At 34.1% G+C, this 24,275-nt stretch carries 13 protein-coding genes and 1 tRNA gene; 9 read left to right on the forward strand and 5 right to left on the reverse strand.

From position 1 onward, the window contains the following. Positions 1 to 33: 33 nt before the first annotated feature. Together Q4Q47_RS10760 and Q4Q47_RS10765 are read right to left on the reverse strand one after the other, a co-directional pair. Entirely contained in the window at positions 34 to 660 is a 627-nt protein-coding gene (locus Q4Q47_RS10760) for a response regulator (RefSeq protein ID WP_303306663.1), read from the reverse strand. Then, complete coding sequence (locus Q4Q47_RS10765) at positions 657 to 2,579, reverse strand: sensor histidine kinase (protein ID WP_303306664.1); 1,923 nt, start codon at positions 2,577 to 2,579, stop codon at positions 657 to 659. Before Q4Q47_RS10765 ends, Q4Q47_RS10760 begins: the two co-directional genes overlap by 4 nt. Positions 2,580 to 2,756: 177 nt before the next feature. Here Q4Q47_RS10765 and Q4Q47_RS10770 point away from each other — a divergent pair, with 177 nt between their 5' ends. Further along, complete coding sequence (locus tag Q4Q47_RS10770) at positions 2,757 to 4,673, forward strand: T9SS type A sorting domain-containing protein (RefSeq protein WP_303306665.1); 1,917 nt, start codon at positions 2,757 to 2,759, stop codon at positions 4,671 to 4,673. A gap of 17 nt (positions 4,674 to 4,690) precedes the next feature. Here the strand turns inward: Q4Q47_RS10770 and polA are convergent, their stop codons facing one another. Beyond that, positions 4,691 to 7,546, reverse strand: a complete 2,856-nt coding sequence (gene polA, locus Q4Q47_RS10775; RefSeq protein ID WP_303306666.1) for a DNA polymerase I — start codon at positions 7,544 to 7,546, stop codon at positions 4,691 to 4,693. A gap of 180 nt (positions 7,547 to 7,726) precedes the next feature. Between polA and Q4Q47_RS10780 the strand changes: the two genes are divergently transcribed. Together Q4Q47_RS10780 and Q4Q47_RS10785 are read left to right on the forward strand one after the other, a co-directional pair. Continuing rightward, positions 7,727 to 8,962, forward strand: coding sequence for a metallophosphoesterase (locus Q4Q47_RS10780; RefSeq protein WP_303306667.1), 1,236 nt, complete (start codon positions 7,727 to 7,729; stop codon positions 8,960 to 8,962). A 54-nt stretch (positions 8,963 to 9,016) separates the two neighbouring features. Further along, a complete protein-coding gene (locus Q4Q47_RS10785) occupies positions 9,017 to 9,313 on the forward strand; it encodes a thioredoxin family protein (protein ID WP_169672107.1) in 297 nt (98 codons plus the stop codon). Between the two features lie 77 nt (positions 9,314 to 9,390). Here Q4Q47_RS10785 and Q4Q47_RS10790 read toward each other — a convergent pair whose 3' ends face one another. Together Q4Q47_RS10790 and Q4Q47_RS10795 are read right to left on the reverse strand one after the other, a co-directional pair. Further along, a complete protein-coding gene (locus Q4Q47_RS10790) occupies positions 9,391 to 10,122 on the reverse strand; it encodes a polysaccharide deacetylase family protein (RefSeq protein WP_303306668.1) in 732 nt (243 codons plus the stop codon). Positions 10,123 to 10,128: 6 nt separating this feature from the next. Then, positions 10,129 to 13,440, reverse strand: a complete 3,312-nt coding sequence (locus tag Q4Q47_RS10795; protein ID WP_303306669.1) for a DUF2723 domain-containing protein — start codon at positions 13,438 to 13,440, stop codon at positions 10,129 to 10,131. 237 nt (positions 13,441 to 13,677) lie between these two features. On the opposite strand from Q4Q47_RS10795, the gene Q4Q47_RS10800 reads away from it, so the two are divergent. The 6 genes from Q4Q47_RS10800 (at position 13,678) to Q4Q47_RS10825 (ending at position 23,917) form a co-directional block, all read left to right on the forward strand. Beyond that, positions 13,678 to 13,750: transfer RNA gene (locus tag Q4Q47_RS10800), tRNA-Gln, on the forward strand. A 644-nt stretch (positions 13,751 to 14,394) separates the two neighbouring features. Then, positions 14,395 to 15,246: a hypothetical protein gene (locus Q4Q47_RS10805; protein ID WP_303306670.1), complete on the forward strand. Its 852-nt coding sequence runs from the start codon at positions 14,395 to 14,397 to the stop codon at positions 15,244 to 15,246. After that, entirely contained in the window at positions 15,243 to 16,520 is a 1,278-nt protein-coding gene (locus Q4Q47_RS10810) for a hypothetical protein (protein WP_303306671.1), read from the forward strand. Before Q4Q47_RS10805 ends, Q4Q47_RS10810 begins: the two co-directional genes overlap by 4 nt. A 5-nt stretch (positions 16,521 to 16,525) precedes the next feature. Further along, positions 16,526 to 16,978, forward strand: coding sequence for a T9SS type A sorting domain-containing protein (locus tag Q4Q47_RS10815; RefSeq protein WP_303306672.1), 453 nt, complete (start codon positions 16,526 to 16,528; stop codon positions 16,976 to 16,978). A gap of 16 nt (positions 16,979 to 16,994) precedes the next feature. After that, the gene (locus Q4Q47_RS10820) at positions 16,995 to 23,558 is read left to right on the forward strand and encodes an RHS repeat-associated core domain-containing protein (protein ID WP_303306673.1); all 6,564 of its coding nucleotides are present in this window, start codon (positions 16,995 to 16,997) and stop codon (positions 23,556 to 23,558) included. After that, positions 23,546 to 23,917 carry a hypothetical protein gene (locus Q4Q47_RS10825; protein WP_303306674.1) on the forward strand — a complete coding sequence of 124 codons (372 nt, stop codon included), beginning with the start codon at positions 23,546 to 23,548 and terminating at the stop codon, positions 23,915 to 23,917. Before Q4Q47_RS10820 ends, Q4Q47_RS10825 begins: the two co-directional genes overlap by 13 nt. Positions 23,918 to 24,275: the final 358 nt, after the last annotated feature.

Here is a 24,275-nt window from a genome sequence, read left to right on the forward strand (position 1 = left end):
GCTTAAATCAAAATCAATAAGCAATTGTGCTCTTTAAAGATTTTTAAGAGCGTACTTTACTAACCCCGTATTACTTTTAATACCAAGTTTTTTATGAATGTTTTTTCGATGTGTATCGATAGTGTATTTACTTAATTTTAATTGTTTTGCCATTTCAATCGAGGTACGCCCTTTCACTAAAAGGCTCAATATTTCTTTTTCACGTCTTGTTAATGTACTTTCAGTTTCTATATGCTCTTTATGAAACCAATCTTTTATATCGTCAGGAAGGTTATCGCTAAAAAAGAATTCGCCTTTTACTAAAGTATTAATGGCCATGATCAGTTCTTTCTTATCCACATTTTTTGTAACATATCCTTTAGCTCCCGCTTCCAACATTTCAACAACATCAATCGTCTGATCGAACATGCTCAATGCTAATACCTTTATTTTCGGATGCATTCTGGTTAATGTTTTTGTTAACGAAACACCATCTAGAATGGGCATTCTTATATCCGTAAGAATAATATCCGGCTCTATGCCATTTTCAAGTAATTTTAATACTTCAAGACCGTTATTGGCTTCACCAATAGTTTCAATTTCTAAGGCTTTAGATAAGATTGATTTTATACCATCTATAAATAATTGATGATCGTCTACTATAATAATTTTAATGGTCATAATGGGATATTTAAAATAATAGTAGTTCCATTGCCTTTTAAAGTATCTATAACTAAATCTCCTTCAATATTTTCGATGCGTTTCTCTATATTTATTAAGCCAATTCCTGATTTGGGTGTATTGATATCAAAGCCAGTACCATTATCTTCAACGATAATATTCAATGTATTATCATGTTCTGAAAATTGTACTATGGCTTCCGAAGCCTTTGAATGTTTAATAATGTTTGTAAGTAATTCCTGAATAATTCTAAACACTTGAATTTCTAATTTGTTTTCAATGCGTTTATTCACATCAATATTTATAACTTTGATATCTATTTTTTTAGAATCAGAAATGCGTTTGGCAATGATTTTTGTAGACGGAATTAATCCTTTATTAATTTGAGCTCCAAAATTTTTATTTTTCGAAATGCTTCTAATTTCATTATAGGTATCATTCATCAACTTTTTAAGTTTATCATAGAATTCAGAAAAATCTTCTTTGTCGTTATAACTTTCGAGGTATAACTTAAGCGTAGCAACCTTACTGCCTAAATTATCATGTAGATCTGCAGCCATTTTATGGCGTTCAATTTCTTGTGCGTTTATTATAGCATCAATCCCTTCAAGCTCTTGCGTTTTTAAAAGCTGATTGAAATCTTGTTCTTGAATGGTTAAATTTTGTTCCATAATGATTCGCTTTTTCTTTGCATTTTTCTGTAAAAAGTAGATCAGTAATAAAGCCAATAATAGTGCAAATAATGTAGCAATTAATAAGTTCCGATTTTGTTTTCGTTTGTAGTTTACTTTAATGTTATCAGTTTGTAATTGTAGAATTTCTTTTTCCTTTTTCTCGGTTTCATATTTGGTTTGCACTTCTAAAAAATTCTTTTGATTTTCTGTGTTTAAGATGCTATCATTAAGAATGTTAGATTTTTCGGAATATTCCAAAGCCTTATTTATTTGGCCTAAACCTTTATAAGCTTCTTTTAAATTATTATAAACAAAGACCAATGGTTTGCCTTTAACTTGCTTTATAGCTTTATTAAAGTAGGAAATAGCAATCTTATAGTTTTTGTTTTTAAGATGAATATAGCCCAAATTACTTTGGGTAATTTCAATACCCGATTTTAGATTAATCTCATTTTTAAGCTGCAACGTTTTTTCAAGATATAATTGCGCTCTTTGCGGGGCTTTATCTAAATATAACTCTCCTAAATTGTTATAGATAATTGACAACGATCGTTTATCATTAACTTTAATGGCCAATTGTTCAGCTTCATTATTATAAATAATGGCTTTAATGGTGTCACCATTTTTATAGTATTGTGTTGCTAGGTTTGGTAAAGTAATCAATTGAAATGGAGTCTGTTTTAAATTTTCAAACACCCCCAAGGCTTTTTCGCTATATTCTATGGCTTTAGGATAAAGCTCTAATTCTGCAAACGCACTTGCTATATTACTGTAGCATTTTGCGGTATTAAGCGAATCGTTGGTTTTTTCAAAATAAGTAGCACTCTCTGTTAATGTTTTTATGGTCTTATTATAATCTCCAAGGCGTAATTGTATAGCTCCAAGACTTATGTTTACTATAGCAACACGTTTTTCATCATTTAATTTTTGGAGTAATCGTTTTGTGTTTTCAAAATAATAGGTTGCAGAATCTAATTGGGCCGTAAAAAACTGAAAACGACCTAATTGATTGTTAGTTTCGGCTAACAGCGAGTCGTTGGCTTTGTATTTAAAGGCTTTGTAGGCATATATTTTTCCTTTATTAAGGTCTATGCGTTCATGAAGCTTTGCCAATTGTAAATTTACTTTTGCAATTTTAAATGAATCTTGAGAAACGCCAACGATTAATTTAAGGCTATCAATTTTTTTGTTTTGCGAAAAAGCAAAAGAGGAAATAAAACATAATATGATTAGTGTTTTTTTCATGAATAAAATAGATAGCTATTGTTAAAATTACTGAATATTTCTTTGCTTGCTGTGTTTTTTGAGGTTTATACTTTCAAAAATAGTCCAATCAATCCAAAGAAGATATACCTATAATTAGGTATATGGGAATAATTTTTATAGCTATAATTTTATTTGATAATTGAAAATGATTTTGCTATGAAAAAAATTACTCAAAAAATTAAAGTGATTGTTTTAATTTTTACTTTTCTATTCTTAGGTATTAGTAGTGCGTATTCTCAATGGACACAGGTTGGCCAAGATATTGATGGAGAAGCAGCTGTTGACCGTTCAGGACGATCAGTTTCTATATCTGCTGATGGAACAATTGTTGCCATAGGAGCATCCTCTAATGGCGGAAATGGAACCGATTCTGGTCATGTGCGGGTATATCAAAATATTAATGGGACTTGGTTTCAATTAGGTCAGGATATTGACGGTCCGGCTGCAAGTGTTTTTTTCGGAAACGAAGTATCCTTATCGTCCAATGGTTTAAGATTGGCAGTGCATGCCGTACGCAACACTGGAGTTAACATAAATTCTGGTGAAACAACAGTTTATGATTTCAGTGGCGGTAATTGGGTACAAGTAGGAACCGGTATTTTAGGAGCAGGAAACAATGATGGCAATGGTACAAAGATAGACATATCCTCAGACGGGTTGCATGTAGCCATCGGTTCCAGTACAAATAGTAGTTTTTCAGGGAATGTACGTGTGTTCTCTTTTAATGGTACAAATTGGTTACAAACCGGAGCGGATTTTGTTGGCAATGCAGTTGATCAATTAGGAAGAGGCGTTTCACTATCAGCTAATGGGTCGCGTTTGGCCATAGCTATTCCCGGTGATGATAGCTTAGGAAGCAGTTTGGGGAGTACCAGAGTTTATGAATATAATGGGAGTGCGTGGATTGAATTAGGATCAGGCATAGCAGGAGAACTTGCCAATGATAACCCTGGAGGTGTTTCATTATCTAGTGATGGTAATAGGGTAGCCATGGGAGCAAGTGGTAATGACGGTAATGGAACTATTTCTGGGCATGTAAGAATCTTTCAATATAATGGTAGTGATTGGGTACAAATGGGATCTGATATTAATGGTGAAACAAGCGGAGATAGTGTAGGTAATCCTAATACATTCTCTTTAAGCTCGGACGGTTTAACGGTGGCTATTGGAGCACCATCATATGATAATAGTACTGGCGTTACGGGTTATAATATTGGGCATGTTCGCGTTTTTAGATATAATGGACTTGATTGGATTCAACAGGGTAATGGTATAGTTGGAGAGGCTGTCCAGGATGAATTCGGTGGAGCTGTTTCAATGTCAGCTAATGGTATAGTCGCAGTTGGAGCTTTTAATAATGATGGAAGTGCCAATTTATCTGGTCATGTGAGAGTATTTGAATTTCCCCAATCAATATGGACAGGGGCTTCGCAAGCGTTTTCTTTAATTGATAATTCAGATTGGACTCAAGAAGCCAACCAAGACAGAATTACAGATAATGTATGGTTAACAAGAGCAAATACAGGAGGGATTTTCAATATTGCTTTTGAAACAGATTATACATCATTAGTAAGTCCATTAGATACTGAATGGGCTTTTGGAACAACAGCAAATATTGAAGCTCTTAATTTTGATACTTGGGAAAACACTATTAGTAGTGATCCGCAAAGTATGCTCAATTTAGATATGGTAGTTCATTTATTAACCGACAATATATATATAGATATAAAATTTACATCGTGGACAGGGAACACTTTAAGCAAAAGTGGATTTACAAAAAGTACATCGATGCAAAATGGGTTTTCATATCAACGTTCCACAAATCAAGCACTTCATGTAAAAATGTTTGTAAATGAAAATGTATTAAGATTATATCCTATTCCATCTTCAGATTTTATTAAAATTTCAGGTCTTACAGGAATTAAAAATTATGCTATTTATAATATTTTAGGAACTCAACTTAAGTCAAACAACATAAAAAATAATGAACCAATAGATATCTTGGACTTAACCAATGGACTATATTTTATTCGCATTGATAACCAAAAAGGTATAAAATTTATGAAAAATTAAAACAGACATTACTCATGTTAATGCGCCTCCAACCAGTTATCACCAATATCTAAATCAACATCTAAAGGAACAGATAACGTGTAAGCGTTTTCCATTTCGGTTTTAACAAGAGATTTGATGGTTTCTAATTCGGGTTTATAGACATCAAACACCAATTCATCATGAACTTGCAATAGCATTTTGCTTTTGTAATCGCCGGCTTCTAGCTTGTTATAAATATTAATCATGGCAATTTTAATAATATCAGCAGCACTGCCTTGTATGGGTGCATTTACGGCATTACGTTCGGCAGCACCACGAACAACAGCATTTCTGGAATTAATATCTTTTAAGTAACGACGACGTCCCAATACTGTTTGTACATACCCATGATCTCTGGCAAAATCAACTTGTTCACTAATAAAGTTTCTGAGTTTTGGATAGGTCTCATAATATGTATCGATGAGTTCTTTAGATTCACTTCGCGATAAGTCTGTTTGATTACTTAGTCCAAAAGCTGAAACACCATATATAATACCAAAATTAACAGTCTTAGCATTGCTACGCTGCTCGCGAGTTACTTCATTTAAAGGCACATTAAATACTTTTGAAGCTGTAGATGCATGAATATCTTCTCCATTTTTAAATGCAGAAATCATGGTTTCTTCTTCACTTAAGGCTGCAATAATGCGGAGTTCTATTTGAGAATAATCAGCAGCTAAAAGTGTGTAATCTTCACTTCGTGGAACAAAAGCCTTCCTGACCTGTTTGCCACGTTCAGTACGAATAGGAATGTTTTGAAGATTAGGGTTGTTGCTACTTAATCTACCGGTGGCTGCAACAGTTTGCATATAATCTGTATGTACACGACCAGTTGATGCTTCAACCTGACTTGGTAAAGCATCAACATAGGTGCTTTTTAGTTTTGCCAAACCTCTATAATCCAAAATATTTTGAATAATATCATGTTCTTTTGCTAAGTAAGATAGAATATCCTCAGACGTGGCATATTGACCTGTTTTGGTTTTCTTGGGCTTATCTACAAGTTTTAATTTTTCAAAAAGGATGATACCTAGTTGTTTTGGTGATGCGATATTAAATTCCTCGCCGGCAGCCTCGTAAATTTTAGTTTCTAATGAAGCAATATCTTTATTTAATTCTTCCGAGAGCGTCTCAAGGAATTTTTTATCCAAATTAATACCTTCTAATTCCATAGCAGCTAGTACTCGCAGTAGAGGTACTTCAATATCATCGAAAAGTTTTTGAGTATTAGCTTCTCCTAATTCTTTTTCAAAATGCTCTTTTAATTGAAGCGTAATATCAGAATCTTCAACCGCATATTCGGTTTGTTTTTCTAAAGGAACATCTCGCATCAATAATTGATTTTTTCCTTTTTTTCCAATAAGTGTTTCAATAGAAATAGGGGTGTAATTCAAATATGTTTCGGCTAACACATCCATGTTATGCCGCATATCAGGATTGATAAGATAATGAGCCAGCATCGTGTCAAACAACTTCCCCTTAACTTCAATATTATATTTAGCAAGAACTTTAATGTCATACTTTAAATTTTGGCCAATTTTTTGAATATCCTCACTTTCAAAAAAAGGCCGAAATTGTTCAATAAGTTCTTGTGCTTCTGTTTTGTCTTCCGGAAATGGTAAATAAAATCCTTTGCCTACTTCCCATGAAAAAGCGATACCAACCAATTCTGCTGTAATAGGGTTTAAACCGGTGGTTTCAGTATCAAAACATACAGAAGTCTGATTCATTAAATTTTTAATGAAGAGTTTGGTGGCCATTCCAAAATCTACACTTTGGTAAAAATGAGATGTTGTTTCGGCTGTTTTTCGTGTATATTCTGAAGTGACTTCTGGGGTTTTTGAATCTGAAACATCACCTCCAAATAAAGAAAATTGTCCTGCTCCGGCTGACGCTTGTTCTTTAGGCGTCGCTTTTGTTTCTGCTTGTTTTGTAGTTGATGCTGTATTCGTTTGCGGAGTTTCGCTATTAGTAGTAAATGTTTTATTGAAATTGTCAATTAAACGCCTAAATTCTAATTCTTGGAAAATCTCAGTTACTTTAGGAATATCGGGTTGGTCTAATTCAAAATCTTTAGCATCAAAAGTTACTGGGACATCTAGCATTATGGTCGCCAATTTTTTTGATAAGATTCCCAATTCACCATTTGCTTCAATTTTCTCTTTCATTTTGCCTTTCAACTCATTGGTGTTGGCTAAGAGGTTTTCCATACTGCCATATTGAGCTAAAAACTTTTTTGCTGTTTTTTCACCAACGCCAGGAAGCCCAGGGATATTATCACTGGAATCCCCCATCATTCCTAGAAAGTCAATGACTTGTAAGGGATCAGTAACTTCAAATTTTTTCTGAACTTCAGGGATGCCCCAAGTTTCGTAACCACCTCCAAAAACTGGGCGATACATAAAAATATTTTCAGAAACCAATTGTGCAAAATCCTTATCGGGAGTCACCATAAAGGTTTGATAACCTTCTTTTTCGGCTTGTTTAGCAAGTGTTCCAATAACATCATCGGCTTCATAACCTTCCTTAACCATAATAGGAATGTGCATGGCTTTTAAAATGTCTTGAATAATGGGAACAGCAATTTTTATTGCTTCAGGTGTCTCGTCTCTATTTGCCTTATAAGCTTCATACATATCAACGCGGTCTACACTTCCTCCCTTGTCAAAACAAACTGCTAAATGATCTGGACGTTCACGCTTGATCACGTCTAAAAGAGAGTTCATAAACCCCATAATTGCCGAAGTATCAACACCTTTAGAATTGATTCTAGGATTTTTTATAAAGGCATAGTAGCCACGAAAAATTAATGCGAAGGCATCAACTAAAAAGACACGTTTGTTATCTGACATTTTGTTTATTTTGATGGAAAATCAAAGCTACAAAAAGTTATGCTTAAAATTTGATTTAAGTCTGTTTTCGATTTAATATTTTTTAAAATGCAAAATACCTTAAATCTTAACAATTAGTTAAATAAAATTCACTTTACAATCATTAATTTAGAATACCATTATATTTGATAAAAAAGAAATATGCTTCGTTGGATTATTTTTCTGGTCATTTTTGGAATCGCAGATATTTATGCTTTTCAAGCATTTAAAACGGTTTCAAAAAATAATTGGCTTCAAATACTATATTGGTTTATCACCGTTTTAGTGATAGGTAATTTTGTATTTCATTATTACGGTTTTAATAGAAGTGATGGGTTCTCTCATGGACATGCGTATGCTTTTGGGTTTTTTATAGCCTTGTTAGTGCCTAAAATGGTTGTGTTAGCTATTATGGTTGGTGAAGATATTTTTAGAGTACCACAAGCGGTTTTTAGGTATTTTACTGAAGGTGATACGGCTAAAGGAAATTATTTTGCGTCAAGACGCCAGTTTATAAGCAAGATTGCATTGGGTATTGCTACTATACCGTTAGCCTCCATTATTTATGGAATTTATAAAGGAAGGTACAATTATAAAGTATTAAAATATACGCTTCACTTTGAGGATTTACCTGAGGCTTTTGATGGCTACAAATTAACTCAAATTAGCGATATCCATTCTGGGAGTTTTGATAATATGGATAAGGTGAATTATGCAGTTGACTTAATAAACGAGCAGCAAAGCGATCTGATATTGTTTACGGGTGATATGGTAAACAACAAAGCAGAGGAATTGGTACCTTATAAAAATATTTTTGGCAAACTAAAGGCTAAGGATGGCTTGTTTTCTGTGTTAGGGAATCATGATTATGGCGATTATGTTCAATGGGAGTCTGAAGAAGCAAAAAAACAAAATTTAGAAGATTTAAAAAACCTCCAAAGAGACATAGGGTTCGATGTATTGTTGAATGAGAGTAGGTATTTAGAAAGAAATGGTGAACGCATTGCTTTGATTGGTGTCGAAAACTGGGGAGCAGGCGGATTTAAAACGGCAGGTGATTTAAAAAAAGCTTCAAGTGTTATTGATAAAAATGATTTTAAGATTTTGATGAGCCACGATCCATCTCATTGGGAAAGAAAGGTGATTCAAGACGATTATCATTATCATTTAACGTTAAGTGGCCACACCCATGGGATGCAGTTTGGTATTGAAATACCAGGATGGTTTAAGTGGAGCCCTGCAAAATGGCGTTATAAATATTGGGCAGGTATTTATGAGGAACTAGGGCAGTATATAAATGTAAATAGAGGCTTTGGGTATTTAGCATTTCCAGGGCGTGTAGGAATATGGCCAGAAATTACAGTTATAGAACTTAAAAAAGGTGCAAATAACGCATAATTGCTAAGAAATGCTATATTTGTATAAGAAAATTTGACTAATAAACAATAAGGTATGTCAAAATTTGGGGAACTTATAGATGTAGAAATTCCTGTTTTGTTAGATTTTTATACAGAATGGAATGATCAGTCAACAGCTATGCATCTTGTTTTAAGAGATGTTGCTGCAGCACTTGGTGATAAAGCTAAAGTTATAAAGATTGATGTTGAAAAGAATGAAGAACTGGCAGAAGCTTTAAGAGTGAAAACTTTACCAACACTTATTATTTATAAAGACGGCGAGATGAAATGGCGCCAAAGCGGAGAACAGGATGCCAATACACTTATAGGCATTATTCAGCAATACGCTTAACAAATTTCTGTGAAGACAGGAATCTCAATCAAAATCAATTTTTTGAAGTGGACTTTTTTAAAATAAATATACTTTAGCTATTTTTTTTCTGATTTTATAGCTTTAAAGGAGTACCCTTTTTTACTAAAGAATTCTAATGTTTTTGGCAGTGTATACTGCATGTTTTTTGAAGCTTTTACGCTATCGTGGAATACAATAACGCTGCCATTGGTTGCTTTACTAGTAACGTTGTTTAAGCAGGTTTCCTCACTAACAGTATGATCCCAATCAAAAGACAGCACATCCCACATGATTATTTTGTAACCCCATGCTATTAACTTTTTTCCTTGTTTAGGAGTTATCTGCCCATAAGGAGGTCTAAATAGATTAATGATTGGTGATTGACGATTGATGATTGACGATTGATGATTAACGATTGATGATTGATGATTGATGATTTCAGAATTGTTATTTAGAATTTGATTATTAATGGTCTTTTGTGCGGCTTCAATATTCTTTAAATAGTCTTTACTTTTAGTTTTCCAGCCCTTAACATGATTGTGAGTATGGTTTCCAATGCTATGGGCTTCATCTAAGATGTTTTGAAAGATCTCCGGGTGCTTTTCAATGTTATTTCCGATACAAAAAAAAGTAGCTTTTGCATGGTATTCTTTTAAAGTGTCCAGTACCCAGTTTGTAATTTCTGGAGTGGGACCGTCATCAAATGTTAGGTATAAAACTTTATCCGTTGTCGGGATGTCCCAAATATAATTTGGGAACATTTTTTTAGCAACTAAAGGTGTTTTTACAGGTGTTAAGGCATACCTCATACCATGTTAATTAGTACTATCTATTGGCACGATACTATCCGTAGACTGAATGTCTTTTTCAACTTTTGGCGTTAATTCTTCTTCTGGTTGATCACCATAAAAATGTTTAAATGATCTTAAATGATTGTTAAAAATGTCTCCTTCCGTTTCGGCGAACTCTATATCATATTCTATTAAAACATCAACCAGCCCTTTATAACGCTGAATATCCGTATAAATATCTTCAAATAAACGTTCTTGATTATCGGTTTTTAAACTGCTATAGTAGCTTAAGTTTTCTTGGTATTTTTTAGCGACCTCCTTAAACAAACGCTGTGCCTTTTCTTTGTTGCCAACTTCGTAATAGGCACCAATATAAGGTTCTAATAGTGTGTAGTACCCAAAATATTCAACGGGCATATTTTTCATGGCTATATCTGCTATTTCTTCTGCCTTATCCAATTTTTCCTCATTAATTAATTTTTCAATTAATCTGGCTAAATTGCCTCTATAGGTTATTGAGTTTTTACGAGTTTCAACATCATGATAAATATCTGGACTTCCACTATTGCCCCAATCCCATTTTTTTACCTTTTCATACATAAGATCGGCATCTACACGTCCCATGTCAAATGGATTGGCTCTGTCAACAGCTGTTTTAATAGGGACCAATTTATAGCACATACCATCAAGCTGTAAGTAATCTTTCATCCAGATATAATCATCGTCACCAAAACTACCTCCTGTAAAGTATATGGGGCGTTTCCATTCGTTATTGGCAACAATATCCAGCATAAGCAACCTGTTTTTATAAAGTGCGCCTCCTTTAATATTTATATCAATATAAGGTACTATTTTACCAGCATCTTCAGGTTTTACAATACCAGAGTTTAAAGCATTCTCTTTGTTTACAGGAATTCTTAAAAACTCAGTAGGTAAATAGGTGGCATTTAAATCTTGATTTCTTACTTGGTTGAGGTCAACACCTTGTTGCTGTAATACATACCTATATTTTGTTTTCGGATTATTACTTGCAGCAAAATCTAAAAATTTCTTGACTTCTAAAGTGTCTTTTACAACAGGTTCTATGACTATATAATCGTTAGTACCGTATTTGTATAAATCGTGTGTTAATTGAGATGGTATAGGGTCACTTTCATATGCTTTACGCTTCATTTGGTCTATATACCAATCGGTTTGGAATAAACTGGTGTTAACAACACGGACATCGGTTCTGTACCCTTCAATTTCCTGAGCATACCAAAGCGCAAAAGTATCATTATCACCAATAGTAAATAATATACCATTTTCTGCACAAGAGTCTAAATACATTTTTGCCATAGCTCTAGCCGTGTATTTATCAGATCTATCATGATCATCCCAATTGTTGGCAGCTAAAATACCAGGAACCAGTATGAGACAAGCTACCGTAATGATTGGTGCTGATAATTTTTCTGGCATGTATTTCTTTAAGGTATCAAAAATAGCATAGACTCCAAAACCAATCCAAAGCGCAAACACATAAAAAGAGCCAACAACCGAGTAGTCGCGTTCACGAGGTTCAAATGGACGTACATTGGTGTAAACTTGAATGGCTATTCCTGTAAAAAGGAAAAAAACAAGCATAGTCCAAAACAGCTTTTTATCTTTATTGAATAAAAAGAAAAACCCAAGAATTCCTAATATAAAAGGTAATAAATAATAGGTGTTTCTCGCTTTGTTGTTTTTAACATCACTTGGTAAGTTATCTTGTGAGAAGCCTAAAAGTGTTTCATCTAAAGGTTTTATACCTGTAATCCAATTTCCATGATTATCATAACGGCCTTGAATATCGTCCTGTCTTCCAGAAAAGTTCCACATAAAATAACGCCAGTACATGTACCCTAATTGATACTCAAGCATGTAAGCGATGTTGCTTCCAAGTGAAGGTTTTTCAATATCTATATAGCTTTTAAATCGTTTTAAGAAATTGTTATAGTCCTCGTAATCTACATTGCCTTGGGCAACATCATTTTTAAAATTTGAAACCGTCGTTCGTAATTGATTTTCCATTTGATAATCCGGTTTTAACTTAAAGTTTAAAAAACCAGAAAACATCATATAATTTTCAGCATGTTCGGCACTCCACATACGTGGAAGAAAGGAAGCATGTTTTGAGTTGTAATTTTGCTTCGCGTTTTTATAATCGTTTACAACAACATACTCACCTTTTGCTTCGTCTTTTTCATATTTTGGTTTGTCATCGACATAAGGATTATTTTCATCTAGGTAGGCATATTGATCTGTAAACTGGGGGCCATAAAACAAATGTGTTTCAGGGTATTGCTCTAAGTTATAATAAGCTAGTAATTCTCTAGCACTCGATGGGTTGTTTTCATTAATGACCACATTGGCATTCGCACGAATAGGAAGCATAAGCCATGTGGAAAACCCAATAATAACAAAGGTTAGACAAAGGACTCCTGTATTTAAGTGAACAAAGTTTTTTTGCCTGGTATAACGTAATGCATAGTATATAACAGCCAATAATAATAAGCCTGCAATGATAGATCCAGAATTAAAAGGTAATCCAATAGTATTCACAAAAAAGATTTCGAAAACACTAAAAATTTTAAGAATATTTGGAGCTAAGAGCTTAAAAATGAATAGTAAAACGGCTACTGAAACAACATTGGCGAGAATGAAGTTTTTAACCGTAATGGTTTTATAATTTTTAAAATAATAAACGAGACCAATAGCAGGAATAGTAAGTAATCCCATAAAGTGAACCCCAAAAGATAACCCGATAACAAAGGCAATTAAAATAAGCCAACGATTTCCACGAGGTTTATTCATGTCTTGTTCCCAACGTAAACCTAGCCAAAATAAAACAGCCATAATTAAGGTAGCCATGGCATATACCTCAGTTTCAACGGCATTAAACCAAAAAGAATCTGTGAATGTAAAAGCTAAGCTTCCAACCAGACCACTTCCTAGAATAGCCATAGATTGGCTTTTATTAAGATCTCCATTATTACCAACAAGTTTTTTAAGCAATAAAGTAATCGTCCAAAACATAAATAAAATAGTGAATGCACTAGATACGGCGCTCATCATATTCATCACCCACCCAATTTGAGAAGGTTCTAAAGCAAAAATTGAGAAAAAGGCACCAAACATTTGAAATAATGGTGCTCCTGGAGGATGTCCAACTTGCAATTTAGATGATGTTAAAATATATTCACCTGCATCCCAGAAGCTTACAGTGGGTTCTACTGTTAAGGTGTAAGTGATAAGAGCTATTAAAAAAGATAACCAACCTAAAAGAGTATTCCATTTTTTAAAGTTGAAATGTGCCATGTATATCTATAGTTTGTTTGCTTTGGCGAATTTAATAATAAATATGAAACGAGACATAACTATTTAGTTAGTCTTAACATATGTGAAATTACATCGGATAATGTCATATAAAAACAATCATAATAACTGATGATATTCCAAGTGTTTTTAAAGGAAACGTTAAGTATTCGAAATTATTTTCAAAAAATACTTGTACAAATAAAACTTTGTACTAAATTTGCACCCTCAATAATACATTGGCCCATGGTGTAACTGGCAACACGTTGGTTTTTGGTACCAAAGAGTCTAGGTTCGAGCCCTAGTGGGCCAACATTAATTGAAGTCCTGATCTTGAAAAAGGTTAGGACTTTTTGTTTTAAGATTACAGTGTTTGGGCGAGAAGCCTGTCCAGAGCGTAGTCGAAGGGAGTCCTAGTGGGCCAACATAATTGTAAAACCCGATCATTAGTTTGATTGGGTTTTTTTATTTTAAAAAGTAAAGTCGTCTAGGCAAGAAGTTTAGGGGATCATGCGCAAAAGTTGTGCGTGGAATGAAAATATAATTTGATCCTTGTCAAAAAAACGACCCTTGGAATTATCATAAGACTTACTGAAATTAATTTTACCGGAATTATACTGTGTCGAAATGATGCAATTTGAGAGTTTAAATGAGGGTACCAATCAAAAGAAATCACATTGAAGGCTCGTGAATATCAAGTAAGCCAAAGAGAAATTCACACTTCAAGGCCTGCTTTTTTCATTTCTTAACTACAACGTCTTTTTTCCAAACTCACCATTTTGGTTTTGTAACAAAAAAATCAATATTTTTTTTGTCATATAAATTTTCTTATAAAGCCATTTGTATTTACATTTGTTTTCTTACAAAGAATAGCATAAAAAACCCCCAAATTGTTATAGCCTCTCCCTCTATAATTTTTTGTGATTTTAAAACTTAAAATTAAATCATAATTTAAAAATGAAAAAAGCTTTATTTATTTTTAGCCTTAGCCTGTTTGTTTTACAATTAAGCGCACAGGATCAAACTATTAATGGAACAACATTTAAACAAGATGGAAAGCTTGGTATTGGAACAACAACTCCATACAGTGAATTACAAGTTGAAGGAAGAGCTTCAGTTGGCAAATGGGGAGTGTTAAATATAGACTGGACTAATGAAGCTAACTGGGGAGGGAGTTCTAGCAAATGGGCTGGATACATTGGTTTTAATGCCTACAGAAATGATGATGATGCTAAAGATAATTATTATGGAAGAAATACATATACCAGTAAAGGCATTTTTGAGGGTTCAAATTATGGTTTTAGATGGCTTTATAGGAATCATATTAGTTATGATTCTGGTGCTCAACACCAATTAACCGAATATATGAGGCTTGACAATAATGGTAATTTAGGTATCGGCACCACAGACACCAAAGGCTTTAAACTAGGTGTCCAAGGAAAAATAGCAGCTACAGAAGTAAAAGTGGCAACTTATACAAATTGGGCAGATTTTGTTTTCAAAAAGAATTACGATTTACCAACACTAAAAGAAGTAGAACAACACATAAAAGAAAACGGCCATTTAAAAGACATTCCAAGTGCAGAAGAGGTAAAAAAGGATGGCTTCTTTTTAGGAGAAATGGACTCTAAGCTACTTCAAAAAATAGAAGAATTAACCCTGTATACAATTGAGCAGCAGAAGGGAATAAAAGCTTTAGAAAAACAAGTTTCTAAAATAAAAGAACTTAAAGAAGAAAATAAGACGCTTAAATTATTATTAGAAAGAGTAACAAAACTTGAACAACAATTAAATACAATACAAAAATGAGAAAAGTAATTTTTAGTTTAAGTTTAATAATCGGTCATTTGGGGTTTGGGCAAACAGCTGAATTAAATAGAAATAATCAAGCTGCGATATCTTTTTTGCCTGGCAATGGAAACTCTATTTTTCATATTAACCATGGCTTAAATAATGATTTGAATATTTCCCAAGGAACTAATGTTGGGGCAGGAAATATTATGACTATTAAGAATTTTGGTAGTGTGGGAATTGGTACAACAAGCCCCTCGCAAAAGTTACATATTAGTTCTGGGTTAATCCGGTTGGATGATGTTTATGCTATAGAATGGGGAGGTACAAATGCTCGGATATATGGAAGTAACTCAGGAGATTATTTAAGGTTTAGAACAGGGAATATAGATAGAATGCATATTGCTTCGAATGGAAGTGTAGGTATTGGAACGACCGGACCAAATGCATTATTAGATATTTATAGCGACAAATCTACAGACCATTGGATATCAAGGATGAATACAAATGGTAGCAATTGGTCTGGTTTTTGGGAAGCATCAGACAATGTTAATTTGATATTAAGAGATGGCACGGGTAATGCAGATATTTATTTAAGACCAAATGCAGATTCTTATATCAATAGTGGGTATTTTGGTATAGGAACCACTAATCCCGTTGAAAGGCTTCATGTTAATGGAACTACAACGATAACGGGAGATATAGGTAATGTTACTAGTCCTCACTGGCAAACAGGTGCGCACACTTTAGAACTACAAAATGGTGATGGAGGTGATGTTGTATTATCATTTCATAGAGCAGGGCACACCAATGCAGCAATAAAACATTCGGCATTGGGTGGATTGATTTTTTCAGGATCAGGAAATTATGATGATAACCATTTATATCTTAAAAATAATGGAGACTTTGGCATCGGCACCACAGATACCAAAGGTTTCAAACTAGGCGTAAATGGAGATATAGCAGCGACAGAAGTAAAAGTAGCCACCTATGCGAATTGGGCAGATTTTGTTTTCAAAAAGAATTACGATTTACCAACACTAAAAGAAGTAGAACAACACATAAAAGAAAACGGCCATTTAAAAGACATTCCAAGTGCAGAAGAAGTTAAAAAAGACGGTTTCTTTTTAGGAGAAATGGACTCTAAACTACTTCAAAAAATTGAGGAGTTAACGCTTTATACTATTGAGCAAGAAAAGGAAATTGAAATGCTTAAAAAGGAAAACGAAGCATTAAAGTCTTTGTCTAAAAGGTTAGCGGAAATTGAACAATTGCTTAACAGTAAAAAATAATATTTATGAAGAACAATACGCTTACGCTTTTATTTTTTTTAATGACTACAATAGTATTTTCGCAATCAAAACTTATTTTTTCATACGATTCTGCAAGCAATCAAGTCGAAAGAAAATATTGCGAAGATGGTAGCTGCAATACTGCTAAAAGTGTTAATAAAAAAGAGACAGTTAGTCAGGAAGAAGAAATTATTGTTAATGAAGAATTCGATAACAGTTTAGCAATCTTCCCTAATCCTACAAAAGGGCTTCTAACTATTAAATGGGATCAAGATTATAGCCATGCTATTAACGAAATAGCACTTATAGACTTAACCTCTAAAATACATCGTATTAATTATACTTTGGGAAATCATGAGGCCAACATAGATTTGTCTTCATGGCCTATTGGCTTGTATATTGTAAGATTCTTTCTTAAGGACGGAACGACACTCACTAAAAAAATCATCAAAAAATAAATAATTCATTTAATAAATGAAAAACTATAAAATAATAGTATTAGGTGCTTTATTGCTTAATATTTCTAATATTACGTCTCAGAATATTGCACTACAAAATTCCAGTGTTCAATTTCACGAAAGTACGTCTAACGATAATTTAAATTCATTTACTAGTTCTAATTTATCAACAACAACCAATTCTACCGTAGGTTTATCAACTTCTGGAGGAACAACAGTTTCTGCATCAGGAGCGGCAGTTTACCAAGTACCGTTTACATTACCATCAGGCATTAAAGGAAGTTCGCCATCTATAGGGTTGGCATACAGTAGCCAATCTTCTGATGGTATAGCAGGTTGGGGTTGGAATATTACAGGATTATCATCCATAACAAGAGTGCCTACCACCCTATACCATGACGGTTTCATTGACCCAGTAGATTTTGATAGCAATGATAGATACGCATTAGACGGACAACGTTTAATATTAAAAAGTGGGACTTACGGAGCAGACGGGTCTGTTTATCAAACTGAAAATTATTCTAACATAAAAGTTGTAGCCCATGGCACGTCTTCATATGGGGCAAATTACGGACCATCTTATTTTATAGTCTATAACTCCGATGGGTCAAGGTTTTGGTATGGTAACGGTAATAATAGTCTTAGTAAATTGGAATGGGCTATTTCTAAAAGGCAAGATACACAAAACAATAATGTAAATTATAGCTATGAGAATAGTTTAGGCATACTACTTATTAAAAACATAACCTATGGCGCTCAGGAAGGTCAATCGGCACCCAATGATATTCAGTTTTTTTATAAAGACAGAAAGCGAAATGATTATTCTTTTGTCGCAGACTTTGGTTTTAAAAACGGTAATATTCTAGACCGTATAGAAATAAAATCCAATGGACAACTCTATAGAAAATACGATTTAGTTTATGATTATAGTTCCTTAGATTATGAAAGACTAAGTAGTATTACAGAGCAAAATAGTGCTTATGAAGCTTTGGCTCCAGTAAAGTTCGCATATGATTCTACAGTAGATGATTTAGATAAAATAGATCAACCCTTTAGTTTGTATAATGATATTTCAGCCCAAGATGATAATATGATCAATGGAGATTTTGATGGTGACGGTAAAATGGACATCGTTACTTATAAGAAGATTAGGAATACTGATGAAGACAAAAAAATAAGATTATTTAAGGAAATATATGAAAATAATGCTGTAGGATCAAAGAAATGGATTGGCACTTATGATGGTCTTTTTACAAGCACATTGTTAGATGTCAATAATAAAGTAATGACTCAACAGGGGTTAGTAGCCAGAAAAGGTGACAAGTTTGAATTTTATGATATCAAATATGGGGTTACCTTAAAGTATACAAAGCAGTGGAATGCCCCAAGGTATGCTAAAAAGAGTGATGATCCACAAGTTTTAAATATTACAACGCCTGTGAATGGAGGTAGTAAAACGGAGTCTGGTTTTGAAGTAACTGCAAGTAACATCATATCTAACAGTGCAAGCGTAGACTATAAAGGAGCTGACCACCTTACTTTAAAAGAAGGGTTTCATGCAAAACCTGGTGTAGATTTTACAGGCAGAACAAATCCTGACAATGAAGGGGATATGGTGCCTTTGAACTATTTGTCGGGAGATTTTAATGGAGATGGAATAACGGATGTGATAGCTATCAGTAAACCATATAGTTACAAAAGAAATTGCCATATGGAGTATGATCATTGGCTTGATCAATACATAGAAGAATGTGATGACTATAACTACAACTATTCCGATGCCTATTTTATAAATTTGGATAGAAGAGCAACCTCTAACTTTTCAAAAGAATTAGGGCGTTTAAACATTCCCGTGGGTAATAATGATCGATTAATTCCTGCGGATTTTGATGGTGATGGAAAGACGGATATTTTACATTTTACTGGTGGTAAAGTATATGTTTATAAGCTGACAAAAGATCTTACTTTAGGATTAATTGAAGAAAAATCAGATACAGGTATAGATTTAGATTACCCGATTCTTCCTGGAGACTATAATGGTGATGGAAAATCAGATTTTGCTATTGCCACAGCCAACGGTAGTAGTATCTGGAAATTCTTTATTTCTACTGGGAAGAACTATACCGTTTTTAGCAAAGATATTCAGGTTGTTTATAGCGATTTTAGTGGGGGTGGATCAAATTATATATATGAAGACAGGCCATGGCCTTTTTCGGTAGTAGGAGACGAGTCAATCTTTGAGTATTACTATATACCTGTAGACTTTAATAATGACGGCAAAACAGACATCGTATATCACAAAACAATAACGCCTCGACATTTTGATACACACTCGCATCAAGCCCTAGGTATTGTGGCGAATTTTGGAATGACGTCCAACAGTGATATCAATTTTAGATTCACCAATTATGTGGAAGCTAATAATGACGGTATTACCAAGTATGGAATACCCGTTTATACAGATATCTCTAGTCGAAGAAAAGGATCCGAGTATGCCTTTATTTGTGGTAAAAAAATACAAGCCTATGATATTAAAAAAGATCATAGATCAGATGTTTGTCTTATCGGAAATGAAAATAACGGTATTGTAACCACCATGAAATATGCAAAATTAGATGGAAATTCTTCAATATACTCAGCGGGATCTTCTCAAACATATCCTTTTGTAGATATTGCTAATGGAGGGTCTCTAAAAGTCGTAGAAGAAGTGACACAAAATGCCAGCCTCTTAGAACGGAAGCAACGGTTTAGGTATTATGGCGCAGTAGCAAATCTTGAAGGACTAGGTTTTATAGGCTTTACAAAGTTTTCAAGAACCAATTGGGAAGGAACTAATGTAGGTACATTGTGGACAACTACGGAAAACGATCCACTCAAAAGAAATGCACCCATTAAACAATGGACGATATCAGGCGCTAACCCGTCTGAAAATGAGCCAACATCATTCGTAAGTAAAACATCTTATGAGTATACCACTTCGCTAAGCAGTAGTAAGGTCTTTAAAAATCACCCTAATAAAGTGATTACTACCAATGGTCTTAGTAATGTAACCACAACAGAAAACTTAACTTACGATTCGTATTATAACCTGCTGTCAACTAACAGTACATATTCTGGAGGATCAAGCACCACTACATTTACTTATAGCAATAATACAGCTGCTATAGATGCTAGTTATCATGCAGGAAGGCCAACCAAAAAAGTAATAAGCAAAACTTTAGGAGGTGATACATTTAGTACGGAAGAGCAATATGCCTATGCCAATAACCTAGTTTCAGAAATAAAGAAAAAAGGAAATGGCACACCATGGTTAACAGAAACCTTTGTTTATGATAATTTTGGTAACATCACTCAAAAAACACTAAGTGGAGACGGTAAGCAAAGAACAGAAAAGTTTAAGTATAGTATTGATGGCCGTTTTATGACAGAAGCTGAAGATATAGAAGGCTTAAAAACAACCTATGTTTATAACAGCACTAATGGTCATCTAGTCTCTAAAACTAACCCGTTTGGACAAACCACAGCATATCAATTTGATAGTTGGAATCGTTTAATTGAAGAAGAAGACTATATAGGTAATGCCATTACTATTGGGTATTTAGGAGGCTCTACCGGAAATTTAAAAAGAACTACAACGAATAGTTTAGGAGGTGAGGAAGAAATCTACGTGAACCGTTGGGGATGGGAAACCAAAACTAGAGTGCGTAATGTAAACAATGAATGGGTAGATTTAGATTATGAATATGATATTCAAGGTAGAATAACCAGGCAGAGCGACCCTTTTACAGGAGGAATAAGGCTTTGGACTAGCTATTATTACGACGAGTACGGTCGTGAGCTTTCCAGAACCTTACCAACAGGCAGAACCATAAATCTTACTTATAATGGATTAACTGGAACAGCAGATGATGGGGTTAAAACGGTTACAACAACCAAAGATGCTCTGGGTAACATTGTACAGGTGCAGGACCCTGGTGGTACCGTTAATTATACCTATTATGCCAATGGAGCTAATAAAACAACCGATTATGGAGGTCATGTGATTACCATGAACATAGATGGTTGGGGGCGAAAAACCCAGATGAACGACCCTTCTGCTGGAATATATACTTATGAGTATAATATTTTTGGGGAATTAACCAAGGAGACCACACCTGATAATGGAGAAACTAACATGGTTTATGATGATTACGGTAAAACAATAAGTAAAACCATCTCAGGAAATGAAACCAATATAACCTCAAGCTATCAGTATGATAATACTACTAAATTGATTACAAACATTTCAAGTACCGACAACATTAACAGCAAAACATTTACTTATACTTACGATTACGATATGTCAGGCACTCATAAAGGCAGGTTAAACTTTGTACAAGAAACAACAAATCATGCCAGCTTTAAGAAAACGTTTACTTACGATAGCCAAGGAAGAATACAGGATGAAGCCTATTATTCTAAAAGTTTAATTTCAGGAGATGAAAACACAGTTAAAATTAAAAACCATTTTCATGCCCAATCGGGTGGTTTAAATAAAGTAAGCGATTTTAATGCAGGTACCATACTTTGGAAAATCAGCACTGTAAATAACCGTGGACAACTTACCGAGGTTAATTTAGGAAATGGTATTGTTAAGGGTAAAGAGTATGATCAGTACGGGCTACCAGTAAAATTTAAAGATGAAAAAGCAGATCCCAATGGGGTTATCGCTTTAGAGTTGGATCTTAGCTTTGATGCACAAAGAGGTAATCTAACAAGCCGACATAATAAAGCATTTACAGGGTCAGAAAATTTCTCCTACGATAATTTAGATAGACTCACTCAAATTTCAGGTGCCATTTCGCATACCAAGAGTTACGATCCTTTAGGTAGAATAACAAACAATTCGGCAGTAGGAGATTATGCGTATCAAACACAAGGCAGGTATAAATTGAAAGAAATAGAGCTAAATGCCACAGGAGATACATACTATGCAGATCATGCGCTACAGCAAATAACCTATAATGCTTTTAAAAAACCTGTTAATATTTTAGAAGAAAATAAGGGTCGTGTTAATTTTGAATATGGCCCTATGATGAACAGAACAGTGGCTTATTATGGTGGGTTAGACAGCAATAAGGAAAACCTTAGGTATAAAAAAACTTATTCATCTATTATGCCTATAGAAATTGTACATGATAGTAACGACAGCTCTACAAAAATAATAACTTATGTTGGTGGAGATGCCTATACTGCACCCATAGTGCACATTAAGGATAGTTCCCTCCCTTCGGGAGGGCTAGGGTGGGCTTATCTACACCGTGATTATTTAGGTAGTATTTTATCGATTACCGACAGCAGTGCCAATATTGTAGAGCAAACTCATTTTGGGGCTTGGGGTAAAGTAGAGCAATTTTTGGGATTAAATGGAGCTACAACATTTAATTACGAGTCGTCGTTATTAGGAAGAGGCTATACTGGGCATGAACACTTTGTGAGTGTAGGGCTTATACATATGAATGGTCGTATGTATGATGCTAATTTAGGAAGGTTTTTATCGCCAGATAATTTTGTACAAGACCCTTATAATACCCAAAGTTTTAATAGATTTGGCTATGTATGGAACAACCCTCTAAAATATGCCGACCCATCGGGAGAAGCTCTTTTACCAATTCTTATTGGGGCTCTTGTTGGTGCCTATATTGGAGGCACAGTTGCTAATGCTGGCGAATTAAACCCTTTTAACTGGAAATGGGATGGAGACACTTGGAAAGGGGTTATTATAGGTGCTATTCTAGGAGCTATTACAGGAGAAAGTATTCATGCTTTATTAACCGGAGGCAAGGCATTTGGTATATTTGCAACTAAGGTTTCGGTGCTTACTCCATTAGGAACAGTTGGACTTACTACAAATGAAGCTAGAGGTTTGGATTTTTCGTGGACTACCAAGGCAGGAGGCAGTGGCACGATTGAAGATGCTATTAAGTTCCCAGAGAAAAAACTAGAAGTTATTATTGATGCAAGTGGAGGACATTTTATTACTGCTGAAGAATTTAAACGTATGGAGGAAGGTTTTTGGATAGATTCTCTTTTGGCTGGATCAGAATATACATCTTCTTTTATTGATGAAAATTCAAGAGGCTTTAGTGGCGGTGGTTATACTCCATATTTTGTTGGAGTTTCAGTTAACGGTGCTTTTATAGGAGGAATTGGTTTTGATATAGGAATAGTAAGGGATGGTACAAATAATTATGGTCTTTATTTCAATTTTAATGGAAATGTTGGTTTTGGAGGAGGAGCTGGAATAGATTATGGTCGGTTTGAATCAACTGATGGTAATACTGTATTACTTGAACATCTACCAGGGAGATCTTATTCTTATGATTTTAGTTTGTCATCTCCTTTAGGAGGTTATGGTTATAATTATGGGGGTACACTTAAAGATACAAGTAACAGACGAGATAAGTTTAATTTTAATAACTTTGGAGGAGGAAGAGATGGGTATACATCAGGAACGGGAAATTTTTCATTACAGAAACCAGGCAAACTAGGGGTGTCAGCAATGTGGAGATCAACAAAAACATGGATATGGGATTTTTAACAAAGGAAAAATATTTGAGGGTACTATGTTTTGTTATAGGTGTTATTTTTTTGGGATTTATGATAAGAAAAACGATGACTTCTCAGAAGAATATTAAACAGGTGTCCTTGAATGATGTTTTGGTTGAAAACTTCATGGGGGTTATCAAAGAAAAAATTATTGAAATTGATAATCACCATAGAGCTTATGTGTTATTCAAAAACGAAAAAAAGATAAACTTAACCAATGAATTATATGAAGATTTAGAAGTTGGAGATTCAATAATCAAAAGAAAAAATGATCTTTTTGTAATTGTTTTTAGAAATGATATTATTTATAAGCTTGACTATTTTACTGGAGATGCTATTGATTCTGAATAGTGAATGATTATAGTAGGCTTTGTAGTAATATAATCTAGATAGTTTTCTAGTGCCTCCGCTGGTGCTAGTATGTCCCCACAAGAGTGAGCACTACCGCTAGTTTTCAAAACTAGTGGCGTTAAAGATTAGCAGGCAAGAGTAATAAAAAATAAATAAAAAAGCTACTCTATTTTTAAAGTAGCTTTTTTGTTTGTAATTTTACTTATAATTATATTTTTTATTTACAAATAGTTAAACTTTATAGTTAAGATTGATACAGGTTTTCCTTTTTCGTACCACCCTAGGGTGACCGTTACTTTGACAAACTAGAACGAGCCGGGGGGTTAGTTTGTACCTTAAATCGCAATAGTACTATTGA

The organism is Flavivirga spongiicola, from assembly GCF_030540825.1.
In the GTDB taxonomy this organism is placed as follows: domain Bacteria; phylum Bacteroidota; class Bacteroidia; order Flavobacteriales; family Flavobacteriaceae; genus Flavivirga; species Flavivirga spongiicola.

Excerpts from the sequence above, each read along its gene's own strand:
- Q4Q47_RS10760 (WP_303306663.1), bottom strand. The coding sequence starts at position 660 with ATGACCATTAAAATTATTATAGTAGACGATCATCAATTATTTATAGAT.
- Q4Q47_RS10765 (WP_303306664.1), bottom strand. The coding sequence starts at position 2,579 with ATGAAAAAAACACTAATCATATTATGTTTTATTTCCTCTTTTGCTTTT.
- Q4Q47_RS10770 (WP_303306665.1), top strand. The coding sequence starts at position 2,757 with ATGAAAAAAATTACTCAAAAAATTAAAGTGATTGTTTTAATTTTTACT.
- polA (WP_303306666.1), bottom strand. The coding sequence starts at position 7,546 with ATGTCAGATAACAAACGTGTCTTTTTAGTTGATGCCTTCGCATTAATT.
- Q4Q47_RS10780 (WP_303306667.1), top strand. The coding sequence starts at position 7,727 with ATGCTTCGTTGGATTATTTTTCTGGTCATTTTTGGAATCGCAGATATT.
- Q4Q47_RS10785 (WP_169672107.1), top strand. The coding sequence starts at position 9,017 with ATGTCAAAATTTGGGGAACTTATAGATGTAGAAATTCCTGTTTTGTTA.
- Q4Q47_RS10790 (WP_303306668.1), bottom strand. The coding sequence starts at position 10,122 with ATGAGGTATGCCTTAACACCTGTAAAAACACCTTTAGTTGCTAAAAAA.
- Q4Q47_RS10795 (WP_303306669.1), bottom strand. The coding sequence starts at position 13,440 with ATGGCACATTTCAACTTTAAAAAATGGAATACTCTTTTAGGTTGGTTA.
- Q4Q47_RS10805 (WP_303306670.1), top strand. The coding sequence starts at position 14,395 with ATGAAAAAAGCTTTATTTATTTTTAGCCTTAGCCTGTTTGTTTTACAA.
- Q4Q47_RS10810 (WP_303306671.1), top strand. The coding sequence starts at position 15,243 with ATGAGAAAAGTAATTTTTAGTTTAAGTTTAATAATCGGTCATTTGGGG.
- Q4Q47_RS10815 (WP_303306672.1), top strand. The coding sequence starts at position 16,526 with ATGAAGAACAATACGCTTACGCTTTTATTTTTTTTAATGACTACAATA.
- Q4Q47_RS10820 (WP_303306673.1), top strand. The coding sequence starts at position 16,995 with ATGAAAAACTATAAAATAATAGTATTAGGTGCTTTATTGCTTAATATT.
- Q4Q47_RS10825 (WP_303306674.1), top strand. The coding sequence starts at position 23,546 with ATGGGATTTTTAACAAAGGAAAAATATTTGAGGGTACTATGTTTTGTT.